14 protein-coding genes are annotated in these 15042 nt (G+C 75.1%); 2 read left to right on the top strand and 12 right to left on the bottom strand.

Going from position 1 to position 15042, the window contains the following annotated elements; all coding sequences use genetic code 11:
- The 5 genes from AB0L40_RS12375 to AB0L40_RS12355 form a co-directional block, all read right to left on the bottom strand.
- Nucleotides 1–598, bottom strand: a 598-nt coding sequence (locus AB0L40_RS12375) for an NAD(P)H-binding protein (RefSeq protein ID WP_364354307.1), incomplete at its 3' end; no start/stop codon positions are given.
- Nucleotides 595–1362, bottom strand: a complete 768-nt coding sequence (locus AB0L40_RS12370) for a glucose 1-dehydrogenase (RefSeq protein ID WP_364354304.1) — start codon at nt 1360–1362, stop codon at nt 595–597. The genes AB0L40_RS12375 and AB0L40_RS12370, both read right to left, overlap by 4 nt.
- Nucleotides 1359–2453 carry a phosphotransferase family protein gene (locus tag AB0L40_RS12365; protein ID WP_364354301.1) on the bottom strand — a complete coding sequence of 365 codons (1095 nt, stop codon included), beginning with the start codon at nt 2451–2453 and terminating at the stop codon, nt 1359–1361. Before AB0L40_RS12365 ends, AB0L40_RS12370 begins: the two co-directional genes overlap by 4 nt.
- Nucleotides 2450–3655, bottom strand: a complete 1206-nt coding sequence (locus tag AB0L40_RS12360; RefSeq protein ID WP_364354298.1) for an acyl-CoA dehydrogenase family protein — start codon at nt 3653–3655, stop codon at nt 2450–2452. The genes AB0L40_RS12365 and AB0L40_RS12360 overlap by 4 nt, the downstream gene beginning before the upstream one ends.
- 3 nt (nt 3656–3658) lie before the next feature.
- On the bottom strand, nt 3659–4852 hold the full coding sequence (locus AB0L40_RS12355) for an acyl-CoA dehydrogenase family protein (RefSeq protein ID WP_364354295.1): 1194 nt from the start codon (nt 4850–4852) through the stop codon (nt 3659–3661).
- Nucleotides 4853–4965: 113 nt separating this feature from the next.
- Between AB0L40_RS12355 and AB0L40_RS12350 the strand changes: the two genes are divergently transcribed.
- Entirely contained in the window at nt 4966–6138 is a 1173-nt protein-coding gene (locus tag AB0L40_RS12350) for a thiolase family protein (RefSeq protein WP_364354292.1), read from the top strand.
- Nucleotides 6139–6309: 171 nt separating this feature from the next.
- Here the strand turns inward: AB0L40_RS12350 and AB0L40_RS12345 are convergent, their stop codons facing one another.
- The 3 genes from AB0L40_RS12345 to AB0L40_RS12335 form a co-directional block, all read right to left on the bottom strand.
- Entirely contained in the window at nt 6310–7626 is a 1317-nt protein-coding gene (locus tag AB0L40_RS12345; RefSeq protein WP_364354289.1) for a hypothetical protein, read from the bottom strand.
- Nucleotides 7627–7631: 5 nt separating this feature from the next.
- Nucleotides 7632–8375, bottom strand: a complete 744-nt coding sequence (locus tag AB0L40_RS12340) for an MBL fold metallo-hydrolase (protein ID WP_364354286.1) — start codon at nt 8373–8375, stop codon at nt 7632–7634.
- Between the two features lie 146 nt (nt 8376–8521).
- Nucleotides 8522–9070 carry a nuclear transport factor 2 family protein gene (locus AB0L40_RS12335; RefSeq protein WP_364354283.1) on the bottom strand — a complete coding sequence of 183 codons (549 nt, stop codon included), beginning with the start codon at nt 9068–9070 and terminating at the stop codon, nt 8522–8524.
- 200 nt (nt 9071–9270) lie between these two features.
- Here AB0L40_RS12335 and AB0L40_RS12330 point away from each other — a divergent pair, with 200 nt between their 5' ends.
- On the top strand, nt 9271–11025 hold the full coding sequence (locus AB0L40_RS12330; protein WP_364354280.1) for a pyruvate, phosphate dikinase: 1755 nt from the start codon (nt 9271–9273) through the stop codon (nt 11023–11025).
- 114 nt (nt 11026–11139) lie between these two features.
- On the opposite strand, the gene AB0L40_RS12325 is transcribed toward AB0L40_RS12330, so the two are convergent.
- The 4 genes from AB0L40_RS12325 to AB0L40_RS12310 are packed head-to-tail and all read right to left on the bottom strand — an operon-like array spanning nt 11140 to nt 15027.
- Nucleotides 11140–11781, bottom strand: coding sequence for a hypothetical protein (locus AB0L40_RS12325; protein ID WP_364354278.1), 642 nt, complete (start codon nt 11779–11781; stop codon nt 11140–11142).
- Nucleotides 11778–12392 carry a hypothetical protein gene (locus AB0L40_RS12320; RefSeq protein ID WP_364354276.1) on the bottom strand — a complete coding sequence of 205 codons (615 nt, stop codon included), beginning with the start codon at nt 12390–12392 and terminating at the stop codon, nt 11778–11780. The genes AB0L40_RS12325 and AB0L40_RS12320 overlap by 4 nt, the downstream gene beginning before the upstream one ends.
- Nucleotides 12389–13363 carry a hypothetical protein gene (locus tag AB0L40_RS12315; RefSeq protein WP_364354274.1) on the bottom strand — a complete coding sequence of 325 codons (975 nt, stop codon included), beginning with the start codon at nt 13361–13363 and terminating at the stop codon, nt 12389–12391. Before AB0L40_RS12315 ends, AB0L40_RS12320 begins: the two co-directional genes overlap by 4 nt.
- Nucleotides 13360–15027 (bottom strand): PEP-utilizing enzyme, encoded by a 1668-nt coding sequence (locus AB0L40_RS12310; protein WP_364354272.1) that lies wholly within the window; start codon nt 15025–15027, stop codon nt 13360–13362. Before AB0L40_RS12310 ends, AB0L40_RS12315 begins: the two co-directional genes overlap by 4 nt.
- Nucleotides 15028–15042 lie beyond the last annotated feature (15 nt).

Raw genomic sequence — 15042 nt, 5'->3', positions numbered from 1 at the left:
CGCGCAGCGCGGGCCCGGCCATCGCGGCGACCGCGGCGACCGCGTAGTCGGCGCGCGACGCGTAGCCGGCGCGGCCGTCGCCGGCGTTGCTGACCAGGCGCCCCGCGGCGACCGCGGCGGTCAGACGCGGCAGCAGGTTCTCCGCGTACGGGCCGTTGCGCAGGACCGTCCAGCCGAGGCGGTCGGTCGTCGTCGCGAGCAGCTCCTCGGTCTCGAGGTACTCGGCCGCGTAGACGCCGCTGGGGTGCCCGGGCGCGAGCTTCGGCATCGACGTCAGCGCGAGGTGCGCGACGCCGGCGGCGACGGCCGCGTCGATCACGCCGCGGTGCTGGGCGACGCGGCGGCCCGTGGACTCGTGCGTCGTGGTGATCACGAGCAGCCGGTCGATGCCCCGAAGCGCGTCGGGCAGCCCGCCGGGCGCGTCGAAGTCGGCCTCGCGGACGGTCACGCCGCGCTCGGCCCAGGCGCGCAGCCGCGCCGGGCTGCGCGTCAGCGCGACGACCCGAGAGGGTCCGTACCGCGCGACGAGGCGCTCGAGGACGAGGGTCCCCAGCTGCCCGGTCGCGCCGGTCACCGCGTACGTCGCATCGGTGCTCATGCGATCGTCAGCCCGCCGTCGACGGTGATGGTCTGCCCGGTGATGTAGCCGGCGTTGTCGCCGGCGAGGAAGACCACGGTGGCGGCGAGCTCGCGCGGGTCCCCGAGGCGGCCGGCGAGCGAGCGGGCGGCCTGCACGTCGAGGTAGCCGTCGGCGTACTGGTCGGTCATCTCGGTCGCGTAGAAGCCCGGCGCCACCGAGTTCACCCGGATGCCGCGCCGGCGCGTCCACTGCTGCGCCAGGTCGCGGGTCAGGCCGTTGAGGCCGGCCTTCGTCGCGGCGTACGCGGCCTGCGGCAGCTCGCGCGAGATGTCGCCGAGGATGCTCGAGACGTTGATGATGCTCGCGCCCGGCGTCATCCGCGCGGCCGCGGCCTGGGCGAGCCAGTACGGGCCGAGCAGGTTGACGTCGACGACCCGGAGGAACTCCTCCTGCGTCTCCTTCAGCGCGGGGACGGCGGTGCCGAGGCCCGCGTTGTTGACGAGGACGTCGACTCGCCCGAAGGCCTCCCACGCGGCGTCGACGAGGGCGCGGCACGAGGCGCGGTCCGCGACGTCGGTGGCGACGGGGAGCGCGCGGCGGCCGCGAGCGCGGACCCGCTCGGCGGTCTCCTCCAGCCGGTCGGCGCGGCGGGCGCCGAGGACGACGTCGGCGCCGGCCTCGGCGAACGCCTCCGCGAACGCGATGCCGAGGCCGGACGACGCGCCGGTGACGATGGCCACGCGGCCGTCCAGCCGGTAGCCGTCCAGGATCGTGGTGCTCATGCGAGGCCTGCCTCTCGGGCGATCGTGAGTGCGCGCCCGGCCAGCGCGGGGACGCCGTGCTCCAGGCTCGCGAAGAACGGGTCGTCGGTGCCGCCGTCGAGGAACCGCCGGCGGCTGCCCTCGAGGAAGATCGCGGCCTTCCAGAGCGCCAGGACGCGGTACCAGTCGATCCCGTCGACGGCGCGGCCGGAGCGCTCGGCGTACCGGCGCAGCAGCGCGTCGCGGCCGGGGAAGCCCGGCCCGCGGCTCACGCCGCCGAGCGAGACGAGCGGGTCCTCCGGGTCGCCGGCCTGCGGCCACGACGCCAGCAGGTAGCCGACGTCGGCGAGCGGGTCGCCGATCGTCGCCATCTCCCAGTCCAGGATCCCGACGATCTGCGGGGGCGCGGACGGCCCCCACATGAGATTGCCCAGCCGGTAGTCGCCGTGGACCACGGCGGTCGCGGCGTCGGCGGGGACGGACGCGGCCAGGGCGCTGCTGACGCGGTCGAGGTCGGGGACCTCGCGGGTGGCGTTCGCGTCCCAGAGCCCGCCGAAGCGGCGGACCTGGCGGGCCAGGTAGCCCGTCCCGCGGCCGAAGGCGTCGAGGCCGTGCGACGCGGGATCGACGGCGTGCAGCTCGACGAGCGCGTCGACGAGCCGGTCGGCGATCGCGGCGCCGGATCCCGGCGCGGCCAGCGCGGCGGGCAGCTCGTCGGTCAGCACGTGCCCGTCGAGGAACGGCATGACGTAGAACGGCGCGCCGAGGACCGCCGGGTCGTCGGACGTCGCCAGGACGGCGGGGACCCGCGCGCCGGCCGGACCGAGGGCCGAGAGCAGCCGGGCCTCGCGCAGGACGTCGTGGGTCGACGGCGCCAGCGGGCCGCGGGGCGGCCGGCGGACGACGAGCCGCGTCGGCCCGCGGTCCACGACGTACGTGACGTTCGAGTGCCCGTCGCCGATCGGCGCGGCGACGAGCGGGCCCTCCCCCAGGCCGCGCTCGTCGAGGAACGCGCGCAGCGGGTCGAGGACGAGCAGCGGCTCGCGGCCACCGGGCGCCACCTCGTCCCACCGCTGCACGACGTCCGGGGTGGTCGTCCCGGATGCGCTCATGCCGGGGTCGGCTCCGGGCGCGGCGCGCGGCGGTGCAGCGTGCGGCGGGCGATCGACCAGAGGTGCGTCTCGGTCGGACCGTCGTAGATCCGGAACGGCCGGACCTCGGCCGCGAGGCGCCCGAGCGGCAGGTCGCCGGACACGCCGAGGCTGCCGCAGATCTGCAGCGAGCGGTCGATGATGCGCGCGGCGGCCTCGCCGACGTACGCCTTCGCGATCGACGACTCGTGCTTGCCCGACCCGCCCTCGTCGAGGATCCACGCGCACTTCTGGATCAGCAGGCGGCTGGTCTCGATGTCGATGACCGATTGCGCGATCCGCTCCTGGACCATCCCGAGCGAGCCGAGCTTGCCGCCGAACGCCTCGCGCTCCGCGGCGCGGTCCAGCGCGATGTCGTGCGCGCGGCGGGCGACGCCGAGCCAGCGCATGCAGTGCGTCAGCCGCGCCGGCGCCAGGCGGACCTGGGCGTAGCGGAAGCCCTCGCCGACGGCCCCGAGGACGGCGTCGTCGGGCACGAAGGCGTCGTCGAACGTCATCTCGGCGTGGCCGCCGGGGGTGATCGTGTCGATCGCGTGGACGACGCGGTCGATCCGCACGCCGGGCGTGTCGGCGTCGACGAGGAACATCGTCGCGCCCGTCGGGGTGCGCGCCATGCAGATGCCGAACGCCGCGCCCTCGGCGCCGGTGATGAACCACTTGTCGCCCGAGATCGACCAGCCGCCGTCGACCTTCGCGGCGGTCGTCCGCAGCATCGACGGGTCCGAGCCCGCGCCCGGCGCCGGCTCGGTCATCGCGAAGTACGACCGTGTCTCGCCGGCGGCGAGGGGCCGCAGGAAGCGCTCGGACTGCTCCGGCGTCGCGACGACGTGGAGCAGGTGCATGTTGCCCTCATCCGGCGCCGCGCAGTTCAGCGCGTGCGGGCCGAGCAGGCTGTAGCCGGCGGCCTCGAGCACGACGGCCTGGCCGCGCACGTCGAGGCCGAGGCCCCCGAGCTCCTCGGGGACCGTCGGCGCGAACAGCCCGGCGTCGCGCGCGGCCTGCTGCAGCTCGGCGCGCAGCGCCGGGTCGACGCCGTGCCCCGCCCCCGGCGCCGGGCGCTCGGACAGGTCGCGGGCCTCGGCGGGGATCGCGACGTCGCGGACGAACGACTCAGTGCGCTCGCGCAGGTCCTCGATGCGCGGATCGGGCGTGAAGTCGATCATCCGTCAGACCCGCGCCACGGCGGGCTTGCCGGTCGCCGCAGCGCCGAGCAGGTCGCGGGCGATGAGGTAGCGCTGCACCTCGGACGCGCCCTCGACGATCCGGGTCACGCGCAGGTCGCGGAACCAGTGCTCGAGCGGCATCTCCTTCGCGACGCCCATGCCGCCGAGGATCTGCATGCAGCGGTCGACGACGCGGAAGCCCATCTCGGTCGCGAAGAGCTTCGCCATCGAGGACTCCCGACGGGCGTCGAAGCCCTGGTCGTAGCGCCACGCGGCCTGCCAGGTGAGGTGCCGGGCGGCGGCGATCTCGGTGACCGAGTCGGCGAGCGGGAACTGCACGCCCTGGCGCGACCCGAGCAGCGCGCCGAACGTCTCGCGCTCCTTCGCCCACTCCACCGCGATCTTCACGGCCGCCTCGGCGACACCGACGGACTGCGCGGCGAGCATCAGCCGGCCGCGGACGAGCCACTGCTGGGCGAGCGCGAAGCCCTCGCCCTCGCCGCCGATCAGGTTCTCGACGGGGATCTCGACGTTCTCGAGGGAGACCTCGGTCGTCCAGTGGTTGCGCAGGACGGGGACGGGTGTGACCTCGAGGCCCGGCGTGTCCTTGTCGACCACGAACGCGCTGATGCCGGAGCGCCCGCCCGACGCGCTGGTCCGGGCGTAGATCACGCCGTAGGTCGCGCTGTCGGCGTTCGTCGCCCACATCTTGCGGCCGTTGAGGACGTAGACGTCGCCGCGGCGCTCGGCCACGGTGCGGATCGCGCGGGCCGGGTCCGACCCGCCGGTCGGCTCGCTGATCGCGGTGAAGGCGGACTTCGCCTCGGCGATCGTCGGGATCACGTACTTCTCGACCTGCGCGGGGCTGCCCTTGTAGAGGACGACCGGCGGGCTGTACCCGAGCGCGCCGCCGCCCGGGGTCGGGAACGCGTAGCGGTGCCCGGCCGCCGCCTCGTGGACGACGGTCATCGCGAACGCCCCGAGGCCCCCGCCGCCGAACTCCTCCGGCGCGTCCATGCACCAGAGCCCGGCCGCCTTCGCCTTGGTCTGGAGCGGCTTCAGGAGGTGCTCCGGGATCTCGCGCGCGGCGGGATCCACGTCGGACTCCGCGGCGACGATCTCGTCCCGGACGAACCCGCGCAGGGTGTCCGAGAGGAGCTGCAGGTCGTCCGGCAGATCGAATCCGTCGAAGCTCATCGGAGGTCCTTGGCCGCTTCAGGTGACATGGTGATTACTATACATATAGATTGCTTTGACGGGAACGACTTCCCGTCCCCTCCGCGGGGTCCGCGGTACCGAAGGAGCACCCAGTGACACAGCTCGGACGCGAGGTCTTCGTCGTCGAGGCGACCCGCACCCCGGTCGGCCGCGGCCACGCGGAGAAGGGCATCTACAAGGACGTCCATCCCGCCGACCTGCTCGGCCGGACGTACGTCGAGCTGCTCCGTCGCGCCGGGATCGACTCGGCCGAGGTCGACAACGTCCTGGCCGGCTGCGTCATGCAGATCGGCGAGCAGTCCGCCGGCATCACGCGGACCGCGTGGCTCCAGAAGGGCCTGGCCGTCACCACGGGCGCGACCACGATCGACGTGCGGTGCGGGTCGGGCCAGCAGGCCGTCCACCTCGCGGCCCTGCGGGTCGCCGCCGGCGTCGACGACGTGGTCGTCGCAGGCGGCGTCGAGCACATGGGCCGGGTCGGCTTCCCCGCCCACTTCGGCGCGCAGGAGACCTACGGCCAGGCGTTCACGGACGAGCTCTACGCCCTGCACCCCGTCACCTCGCAGGGCAAGGCCGCCGAGCGGATCGCCGACGACTTCGGCCTCTCGCGCGGCGACCTCGACGCCTACGCGGTGCAGTCGCACCAGCGCGCCGCCGCGGCCCGGGACGCAGGGAGGTTCGACCGCGAGATCTTCGGTGTCGAGGCCGGCGGCGTCGTCCACCGCCACGACCAGGGCATCCGACCCGACAGCACCGTCGAGCGCCTCGCGGAGCTCGGTCCGGTCTTCGGCCTGACCGGCGGCAAGATCTCCGCCGGCAACGCCTCGCAGGTGTCCGACGGCGCGGCCGCGCTGCTCATGACGACGCGCGAGAAGGCCGCGGAGCTCGGCCTGACCCCGCGCGTCCGGGTCGTCGACCAGGTCGTCCTGGGGACCGACCCGGCGACGATGCTGACCGGCCCGATCCCCGCGACGAAGAAGCTGCTGGCCCGCAACGGGCTCACGCTGGCGGACATCGACGTCGTCGAGATCAACGAGGCGTTCGCGTCCGTCGTCCTGGCGTGGGCCCAGGCGCTGGACGCCGACATGACCAAGGTCAACCCGCGCGGCGGCTCGATCGCGCTGGGCCACCCGCTCGGCTCGACCGGCGCCCGCCTGATCACCACCGCGGTCCACGAGCTCGAGGACGACGGCGGCGAGTTCGGCATCGTGACGATGTGCTGCGGCGGCGGCATCGGCACGGCCACCCTGCTCCAGCGGGTCTGACCCGGGGACGCGAACGGGCGGCGCGCGGTCGCCCCCGCACCGCCCGTTCCTCTCGCCCGCGTCGCCGGCCCCTCGTGCCCGGGCGGCTTCGAGGGGCACCGGCGGGAGGTGCTCCGGCGTCGCCGTGTCGTGACCCACCGGGCGGGACCGAGGCCCCGCCCGACCCCGCGGTCAGCCCCCGACGGGGATGTCGGGGAGGCTCTTCCAGGCCCCGTCGCGGAAGGCGCTCACGGGGACCGTCTTGCCGCAGACCCCGATCGCGGCTCTGTCCCAGCCGCACTGCAGGGCGCCCGGGACGGCGAACGCCGGTCCGCGGAACGCAGCGATGGCCTTCTCGTATGCGGCGGCCGTGACCTCGTCCGCCCCGATCTCGGTGGCCCAGCGGGTGATCGCCAGGACGTCGCCGAAGGTCTTCAGCACGTGGCCGGCGGCGGCCAGGTCGCCCTTCCCGTAGGCGTCCATCACGTCCCGGAACGCCGTGGCCTGCGGGTCGTCGGTGATCCGGGCGTTGCGGGCCAGGCCCGCGAACGTCCAGTTCGTGACGCCCGCCCCGTCGTCGGTCCCGGCGACGAAGTCGTCCCCGGCGCAGACGCTCGTGCCCGTCACCGGCGCCTGGACGCCGAGCTGCTTCATCGCCTTGTAGCCCGACAGGCAGACGCTCGGCGTCGGGCCGAGGAACAGCACGCTGTCGGCCGTCGGGGCGCCGGACGCCTGGATGGCGGAGACCATCTCCGGCTGCGTGCCGGCGACGGGGTAGAACGCGGCCTTCGCGTTCACGCCGAGCTTCTTGAACGTCGGGACCAGGACCTGGCCGCCGAGGTACTTGCCGGCGTCGCTGTCGTCGGACACGATCGCGAGCGTCTTCGGCTTCGACGCGGTCGACAGGCCGACCATGCCCTTCAGGATCCCGCCCGACCCCGCGTCCAGCGTGTAGACGTGCGGCGTCGTGGAGTCCGCGCCGGTCGCGTTGGACGAGTTCAGCACCGGGAACTTGCCGGCGACGGTCTTGTAGAACGACTGGTTGCCGACCACGCCGATGGTCCAGATCGCGACGGAGAGCTTCTTCGTCAGGAACTCCGACGCGCAGCGCTGCCCGTCCTCCTCGCTCTGGACGATGCAGGTCTCGAGCTTCAGCGGGTGGCCGCCGACGCCGCCGAGCTGCTCGTTGACGAGCTTCGCCGCGACCTTCGCGGTCTCGAGGTACTCGGGGAAGGCCGGCGCCCCGCCCTGCTGGTTGACGACGCCGACCACGACGGGCGACAGCGAGGGGTCCGCCTTGCCGGCCTTGCCGCCCGTGAACTTGACGGTCTCGGCGATCGCGGCGGCGTCAGGCGCGCCGGAGCCGGCCGCGTCCTTCGCCGCGGTCGTCGGGGTGGACCCGGATGGCGCGGACGCCGAGGGCGCGTCGTCGTCGCCACCGCAGCCGGCGAGGACGAGCACGGCGGAGGCGGCCGCGGCCAGGAGCCACGGGCGCACGCTCGGATGCATGAGGGCTACGCGTCGCGGAAGGCGGCGGAGGCGCCCCCGACGATCGGGTCGCCGTGACCGAAGACGACGGTCTCGAAGTCGTACCCGCGGAGCGTGTCGAAGCTCGCCTGCGAGAGCGCGAGGTCCTCGCCGACCGGGGCGATGGCGGGCGGGCCGCCGAAGTTCACCGCGGCGTCGCCGGCGATCAGGATGCCGTCGCCGGCCTTCAGGAGGATCGAGAGCTGGCCGGCGCAGTGGCCGGGGGTCGGGAGCAGCTCGCTGTCCGCGATGCCCTCGACGGCCTCGCCCGCGACGAGGTGGCCGTCGACCTGGAACGGCTCGATCGGGATCGGCTTGCTCGAGTCCGCGCCGTGCGACTTGCGCGCGTAGTCCTCGTCGGTGAGCTGCCCGGCGACGAGGTCCTCGAAGCCCTTCTGCACCTCCATCGCCTTGTGGCCCGTCCAGCCCTCGGCCGCGCGGTCGGCGTCGACCTTCGACAGGAGGATCCGCGCGCCGGTGCGCTCGCGCAGGTCCGCGGCCGCGCCGAGGTGATCGATGTGCCCGTGCGTGAGGACGATGCGCTTGAGGTCACCCGGCTGGTGGCCGAGCGACGCGAGGGCGTCGAGGATGAGCGGGGCGTCGTCGAAGAAGCCGGCGTCGACGAGCGTCAGGTCGCCGTCGTTCTCGAGGACGTACGCGTTGACGAAGCCGAGCTCGATGCGGTGCAGGCCGGGCACGACCTCGGTCACTGAAGCGGTATCTGTGGTCATAGTTGCCATCATTACACCGCGCGCTGTGGTGTGGGCGGAATGTTTTCCCCGGGGACGGCCCTCGGGGCGGGCGCCACGCCGGTCGGACCATCCCGCACCGAGGGGCCGGCGGGTGAAAATCGCCCCGCCGGCCGGACGACCGCTGCCTACTCCGCGCCCTCGCGCAGCCGCTCGAGGATCCAGCCGGGACCGTCGTAGGGCGTGTAGAACGCGTAGTCGTAGGTCACGCTGCGGAAGCGCCAGCCGTCGTCGGTCCGGACGAAGCGGTCCGTGTAGCGGCCGGCGCACCAGAGCGCGCGACCGTCGTCGGCCTCCGACGACGCGATCAGGCCCGTGAACGTGCCGACGGCCTCGTCGCCGTCGACGTCGATCCGCGGGTTGGCGGCGAGGTGCCACGACAGGCCCGCCTTGGCGCGCGGGGCGCCCGAGGCGTCGGTCGCGTTGGCGGTGAGCATGCCGTCGCAGGCGGCCGCGATCTGGGCGCGACCCACGAGGACGTCCGGTACGACCGGCCGCGCGTCCCAGGTGCCGTCCGGCACGAAGAGCCCCGCGAGCCGCTCGCCGCTGCCGCGGGTGCCCGGCCAGCCGCCGTCCCAGTACTCGCCGTAGAGGGTCTTCAGGCGGCGGATGGCCTCGAGGTCCTCGAGCAGGGCGACGCGCTGCTCCAGGCTCGTGGTGGTGCTGGTGGTCGACATGGCGCGGGGCTCCGTGGCTGGCGGGCGGCGACGCGTCGCGCCGCCGCCCTCGATGGCTGCTCAAATTCCTATTTACCATAGTCATATATCCGGGGTAGGGTGCGATCACGTGGCCACCGACGGCCACGGACGGCCACCTGCGCCTCGCCGAGGATCGGCGCCGGCCGACCGCCGCCACACCCGCGAGCACCGAGGACCCCATGCCCGAGACCCAGGACCCCGTCGTCCTGCTGGATCCCCACACCACCGCGACCCGCGAGGTCCTCGGCAACAAGGGCGCGAGCCTCGTCGCGATGCTGGCGCTCGGCCTGCCGGTGCCCCCGGCGTTCGCCGTGCCGGTCGCGGAGTGCCGCCGCTACCAGGCGTCGGGCGGCCGGATCCCGGACGACACGTGGCAGGCGATCCTCGCCGGCGTCGCGGCCCTCGAGGAGCGCACGGGCCGCCGGCTCGGCGACCCGGATCGCCCGCTCCTGGTGTCGGTCCGCTCCGGAGCGGCGGTGAGCATGCCGGGGATGATGGACACGCTCCTGAACCTCGGCCTGAACGACGACGTCGAGGCGGGCCTGGCCACGCTGACGGGCGACCCGGCGTTCGCGCGGGCGACGCACCGGCGCTTCGTCCGGGACTACGGCGACATCGTCCTGGGCGCGGACCTCGAGGACGAGCCCAGCGACGCGGACGCCGCCGCCCTGCGCGGCGCGATCCGCGCCGACACCGGCGCCGACGTCCCCGCCGACCCGGTCGCCCAGCTGCAGGGCGCGGTCCGGGCGGTCTTCGACTCCTGGTCCTCACGGCGCGCCCGGGCGTACCGCCGGCAGTGGGGCCTGGACGACGCCGGCGGCACCGCGGTCCTCGTGCAGGCGATGGTCTTCGGCAACCTCGGCGAGCGCTCCGGCACCGGCGTCCTCTTCACCCGCGACCCGCTGACGGGGACGGGCGACGCCTACGGCGAGTGGCTGCCCGGCGGCCAGGGCGACGACGTCGTCGGCGGGACCCACGACCCGCTGCCGCTCGAGGCCCTCGCGCGCACCGACCCCGACGCGCACCGCGCGCTGCTCGACGCCGCCCGCCGGCTGGAGCGGGAGCACGGCGACGTCCAGGACGTCGAGTTCACCGTCGAGCGGGGCCGCCTGCACCTGCTCCAGACCCGCGCCGCCAAGCGCTCGCCGGCCGCCGCGATCCGGGCGGCGGTCGACTTCGTCGCCGAGGGCGCGATCGACCGCGCGGAGGCCCTGCGGCGCGTGACGCCCGAGCAGCTCGCGACGGCGCTGACGCCGCGGCTGGAGCCCGGGGTCGTGGTCGACGCCGAGGTGCTGGCGCGCGGTGTCGCGGCCTGCCCGGGGATCGCGACGGGCCGCGTCGCGCAGGACTCCGCGGCGGCGGAGCTCGCGGCCGCCGACGGTCCGGTGGTGCTCGCCCGGCCGACGACGAGCCCCGAGGACGTGTCGGGCATGATCGCGGCGACGGCGATCGTCACCGAGCGCGGGGGCTCGACGTCGCACGCGGCGGTCGTCTCGCGCGCCCTGGGCCGGCCGAGCGTCGTCGGCGTCGGCGCGGGCGCGACCGACGGCTGGGAGGGCCGCGAGGTCACGGTCGACGGCTCGGAGGGCGTGGTCTACGCAGGCCGCCTCCCCGTCCGTCGCCCGGCGGCCGAGGACGTCCCCGGCCTGCCGACGCTGCTGGAGTGGGCGGCGGCCGCGAGCCCCGTCGCGGTGCGGGACGACGCCCCGGAGATCCGCGACCTGGAGGACCGGGGGCTCGATCCCGAGGGCGCCGACGACGCCACGCTGACCGACGCGATGCGCGGCGCGGCGGCGGTCCGGGGGATCGTGCTGGGCACGGACGCCGGGGCCGGGGCGGCCGTCGCGGCCGGCGTCGGGACGGTCGTCCCGCTGGCCGACCAGGACCCGCTGGTCCTCCTGCTCCGGCTGGCGCGCGCGGCCGACGCGGGCTGAGGACCCGGCCGCCGGGCCCACCCGCCGGCGGCCTCGGTGGCCTCGGCGGCCCGCTGAGGGTCGGCCCCGTGCGGGGTCGGGCCGCCCCGACGGGCGGCCGACGGGCGGCCGCCCTCAGGCGGGTTCGGACGCCCGCCGCACCAGCAGCTGCGTGCTCCTGCGGTGGTCGATGAACTCGGCCTCGTAGGGCAGCAGCGATGCCGTCAGCCACGGGTCGGTGAGGAACCGCCGCAGGTGGTCGGCGTCGACGAAGCCGAGCTCGCCCAGCGCGTCGGGCCCGTCCGCGTCGCCGACCACGTGGCGCTGCGCGTACCGGCACAGGGTGTCGACCGGCCCGCCGAGCTCGCGCAGCCGCAGGCCGAGCGCCCGGTAGCGGACCTGGAACTCCTCGCGGGTCAGCCCCGCGGCGCGGTGGACGAAGGCGACGATCTCGATGCCCGGCGTGGCGCGCTCGAAGCTCACGCGCGCGCGGGTCTCGCGCTGCAGCGCGCCGAGCGGCGGGGCCGGCGGCGGGCCGTGCAGCGGCGCGACGCCGAGCCCGCCGTGGGACTCGTCGAAGCCGAAGCCGTCCAGCAGGTCGCCGAGGCCGTCGGCGTCCAGGGGCAGCCGGGCGAGCCGCGCCCCCGGTGGCCCGTCACCGGCCCGGCCGCCGTCGGGCCACAGCCAGACGAGCTCCGTGTCGCGGTCCTGCGCGCCGCCCGTGCGGGCTCCGGTGGTCTCCGTTCCGGCGCCTGCGGGTCCGGTCTCCGTGCTCATCGTGCGTCCTCCACTCGGCGGTCCAGCCCGCAGATCGCGATCAGCTCCTCGTGGAGCTCGAACCAGACGGTGTGGTAGCTGTCGATCAGCGGCGAGGCGATGAAGCGGGCGTCCTCGTCGAGCCGGTCGACGGCGGCCGCGAACCGCCGGCCGTACATCTCGAGGTGCGGCAGGTGGGCGGAGAAGCGGTGAAGCAGCGGCGCGAACCGCTCGTCGAGCTTGACCAGCGACCGCCGCACCCGTTCGTCGTAGCGCTCGTCCTGGTGGTCGTTGACGACGGGCCCGTCGTCGCCGGGCCGCAGCTGCCAGGCGCTGACGACGGCCTTCAGGCGGTCGTTGTGGCCGCGGAACTCCTCGTAGAGCGCGGCGAGGTCGGCGGCGGGCAGCGCGGCGCGCTCGTCCGCGACCGCCTCGTCGAGCGCGGCGACGCCCGCCGGGGTCAGGGTCCAGCTCCCGCCGGACTCGGCCACCCGGCCCTCGGCGGCGAGGTCGGCCAGGACGCCGCGCACGGCGTCGGGCTCCCCGCCGGTCAGGACCGCCAGCGCGTCGGCGCCGGCCGCCCGCTTGAACCGCAGGAGCTGCCCGACCTGGCGGGCGAGGACCCCGCTCATGCCGGCACCCCCACGCGCGCGGCCCGCTCCACGTGGCCGGATCCGACGGTGCCGTCCATCTCGAACGTCGCCTGCCCCATCCAGAGCACGTAGGCCTCCGGGGCCGTCGACAGCCCGACCGTCATGTGGTTGGGCGGGAACATCGTGATCGGGATGACGCACCGCATCCGCGCGCGGACCTCGACCGGGCCGTCGGGCGTGCTCGTCGTGAAGACGTAGTCGGCGTCGGGCCGCCGCGGGTCGGCCATGCCGGGGAGCTCGAGCGCCTCGACGGGCGCGACCGTCCGGCCGTCGCCGAAGCGCGCGGTGCGCGACGCGTCCGGGGTGCGCGCGTCGTAGAGGTCGACCGCCATCAGCGAGCGGCCGTCGTCGAACTGCGCGGCCACGAGCGTGTGGCGCAGGAACGGGCGCAGGTCGCGGGGCCCGGCGCTGTGGTCGCGCCAGCCGCGCATCCGCATCGGCGTCACCACCCCGTCGATCTCGACGTTGCCGGTGTACGTGCCGAGCTGCTGGTAGTGGGTGCGCGCCCAGTCCCCCGCCCCGAACTGCCAGACGGGCACGTCGGACCGCCACTCCAGGGCGAAGCGCAGGAGCTGCTCCGGTCCGTCGGCCAGCGGGCCGGCCGCGAGCACGTCGTCGGTCACCTGCTTCGCCGGTCCCTCGAACGCGACGCTCCACGATCGGAACGGCTCGACGCAGCGCAGCCGCAGCAGGTCGCCCATCGCGGCCTCGGGGTCGGCGCTGCGGGAGAAGTTCTTCGCGACCAGGGTGCGGCCGTCGGGCAGGTGCAGCGCGACGATCTCGTGCCAGAGCTCCGGGTCGTACGGCGTGCGGCCCATGTGCAGCCACAGCCCGATCCGGCGGTCCGCGTCCCAGCCGGTGAAGCAGAGGTTCTCGCTCCAGCCCGGCTCGGCCGGCACGCGGTGCGCACGCTCGGCGGCCGGGTCGAGCGCCACGCCGGCGGCGCTCATCGGACCGGCTCCGGCCGGGGCGCGTCCGCGAGCGGGACCGCCACCTCGTCGGGCTCGCCGAGGACCTCGACGGTGCCGGTCGACCCGTCGATCCGGACCCGTTGGCCGGTCCGCAGCGCGGCGGTGCCGCTGCCGGTGTTGATGACGCAGGGGATGCCGAGCTCGCGGGCGATGATCGCGCCGTGGCTGACGGGCCCGCCGATGTCGATCACGAAGCCCGCCGCGACGACCATGAGCGAGATCCAGCTCGGGTCCGTCATCTCGCAGACGAGGATCTCGCCGGGCCGGACGTCGCCGTCCGTCGGGCTCGTCACGACCCGGACGGGGCCCTCGACGATGCCGGGGCTCACGCCCGTCCCGGACACCGCCGCCGACCCCGCGGAGCCGGCCCGGGGCACGTCCGCGACGACGATCGGCACGGGGTTGCCCGTCCAGCCGTCCGGCAGGCGCAGCGCCTGGTACTCGTCCCGGGCCGCGCGGCGGGTGGCGATCCGCTCCCGTGCGTCGGCCGGCAGCTCGGGCGCGAGGAGCTCGGACTGCGTCAGGTAGAACGCGTCGTCGGGATCGTCGATCAGCCCGTCCGCGTGGAGCAGCACGCCGATCCGGCGAGCGCCCAGGCGCATGCCGTCGTAGACGATGGCGCTGCAGGCCTTCTGCACCGTGCGCAGGCGCATGTACTCCGCGGTCAGGCGCAGCAGCAGCCGCGCCTCGACCCGCCGACGCCGGGGCAGGCCCCGCAGCAGCTGGATCTCGGCCTGCCGGCGCTCCGCCGCCCGCTCCTCCGACACGCGCCGCGGGTCGTCCTCGTCGGGCAGCTCGCGGTAGCTCCGCAGCAGCGGCTCGATCAGCTCGGGCGTCTCGCGCCACGAGCGCGCCGAGAGCTCCATGCCCATCGGGGCGGTCCAGCCGTGGCGCTCGAAGAAGCGCTCGCCGGGCATCGTCCCGCGCGAGACCGCCCAGAAGTCGTTGGCCATCTCGAGCTCCTCCGTCCCGTAGCCGCCGGAGATCGTGTTCTCCAGCCCCGGGTGCCCGGCGAGCGCGCTGAGCGCGCAGATCCGCCCGTAGGCGAGCTGCGCGGTCAGGGTCGCCAGGTACACGTACGGCGTGACGCGCTGCATCTGCGCCTGCGCGTCGAGGGCCGCCTGCCGGGCCTCGGGCAGGGTCGCGGTCGGCATCCGCCGGACCTGGCCGGCCCACCACTCCTGCAGCTCGGCGCGCAGCGCCGTCAGGCCCGTGGGCGTGCGGAGCACCCGCCACGGCATCTGCGCCGCGACGAGCGGCCAGCGCCGGCGGCGCAGGAGCTCGGACTCGCCGAGCCCTTCGCCGCCGAACATCTGCGCCTCGTACGCGGCGCCGGACGTCCCGGGGGTCAGGTCGAAGAGCCTGCGGATCAGGCTGACGTTCGCGGCGCAGCGGCCGTAGAAGTAGCCGAGCGAGTGGTCGTGGCGGTGCTCCGGCATCCGCACCTCGGAGCGGGGGATGACCCCCAGCAGCGCGAAGGCGCGCAGCAGGCCGAGCTCCGCGGGCTCCATCGTCAGCGTGATGGTCAGGGGCGTCAGCACCCCCGGCATCTGCTCCCCGGTGTTCGCGGTCGTCCACCGGGAGTCCGGTGGGCTGTCGATGTTGAAGGGGTCGTCCCCGATGCTCGTCCGCCGCGGGCCCATGGCCGGTGCTCCTCG

The sequence above is a fragment of the Patulibacter sp. NPDC049589 genome, assembly GCF_040675535.1.
Lineage (GTDB): Bacteria > Actinomycetota > Thermoleophilia > Solirubrobacterales > Solirubrobacteraceae > Patulibacter.
The sequence above is the reverse complement of the archived record's forward strand: the minus strand, read 5'-3'. Positions and strand labels throughout refer to the sequence as shown.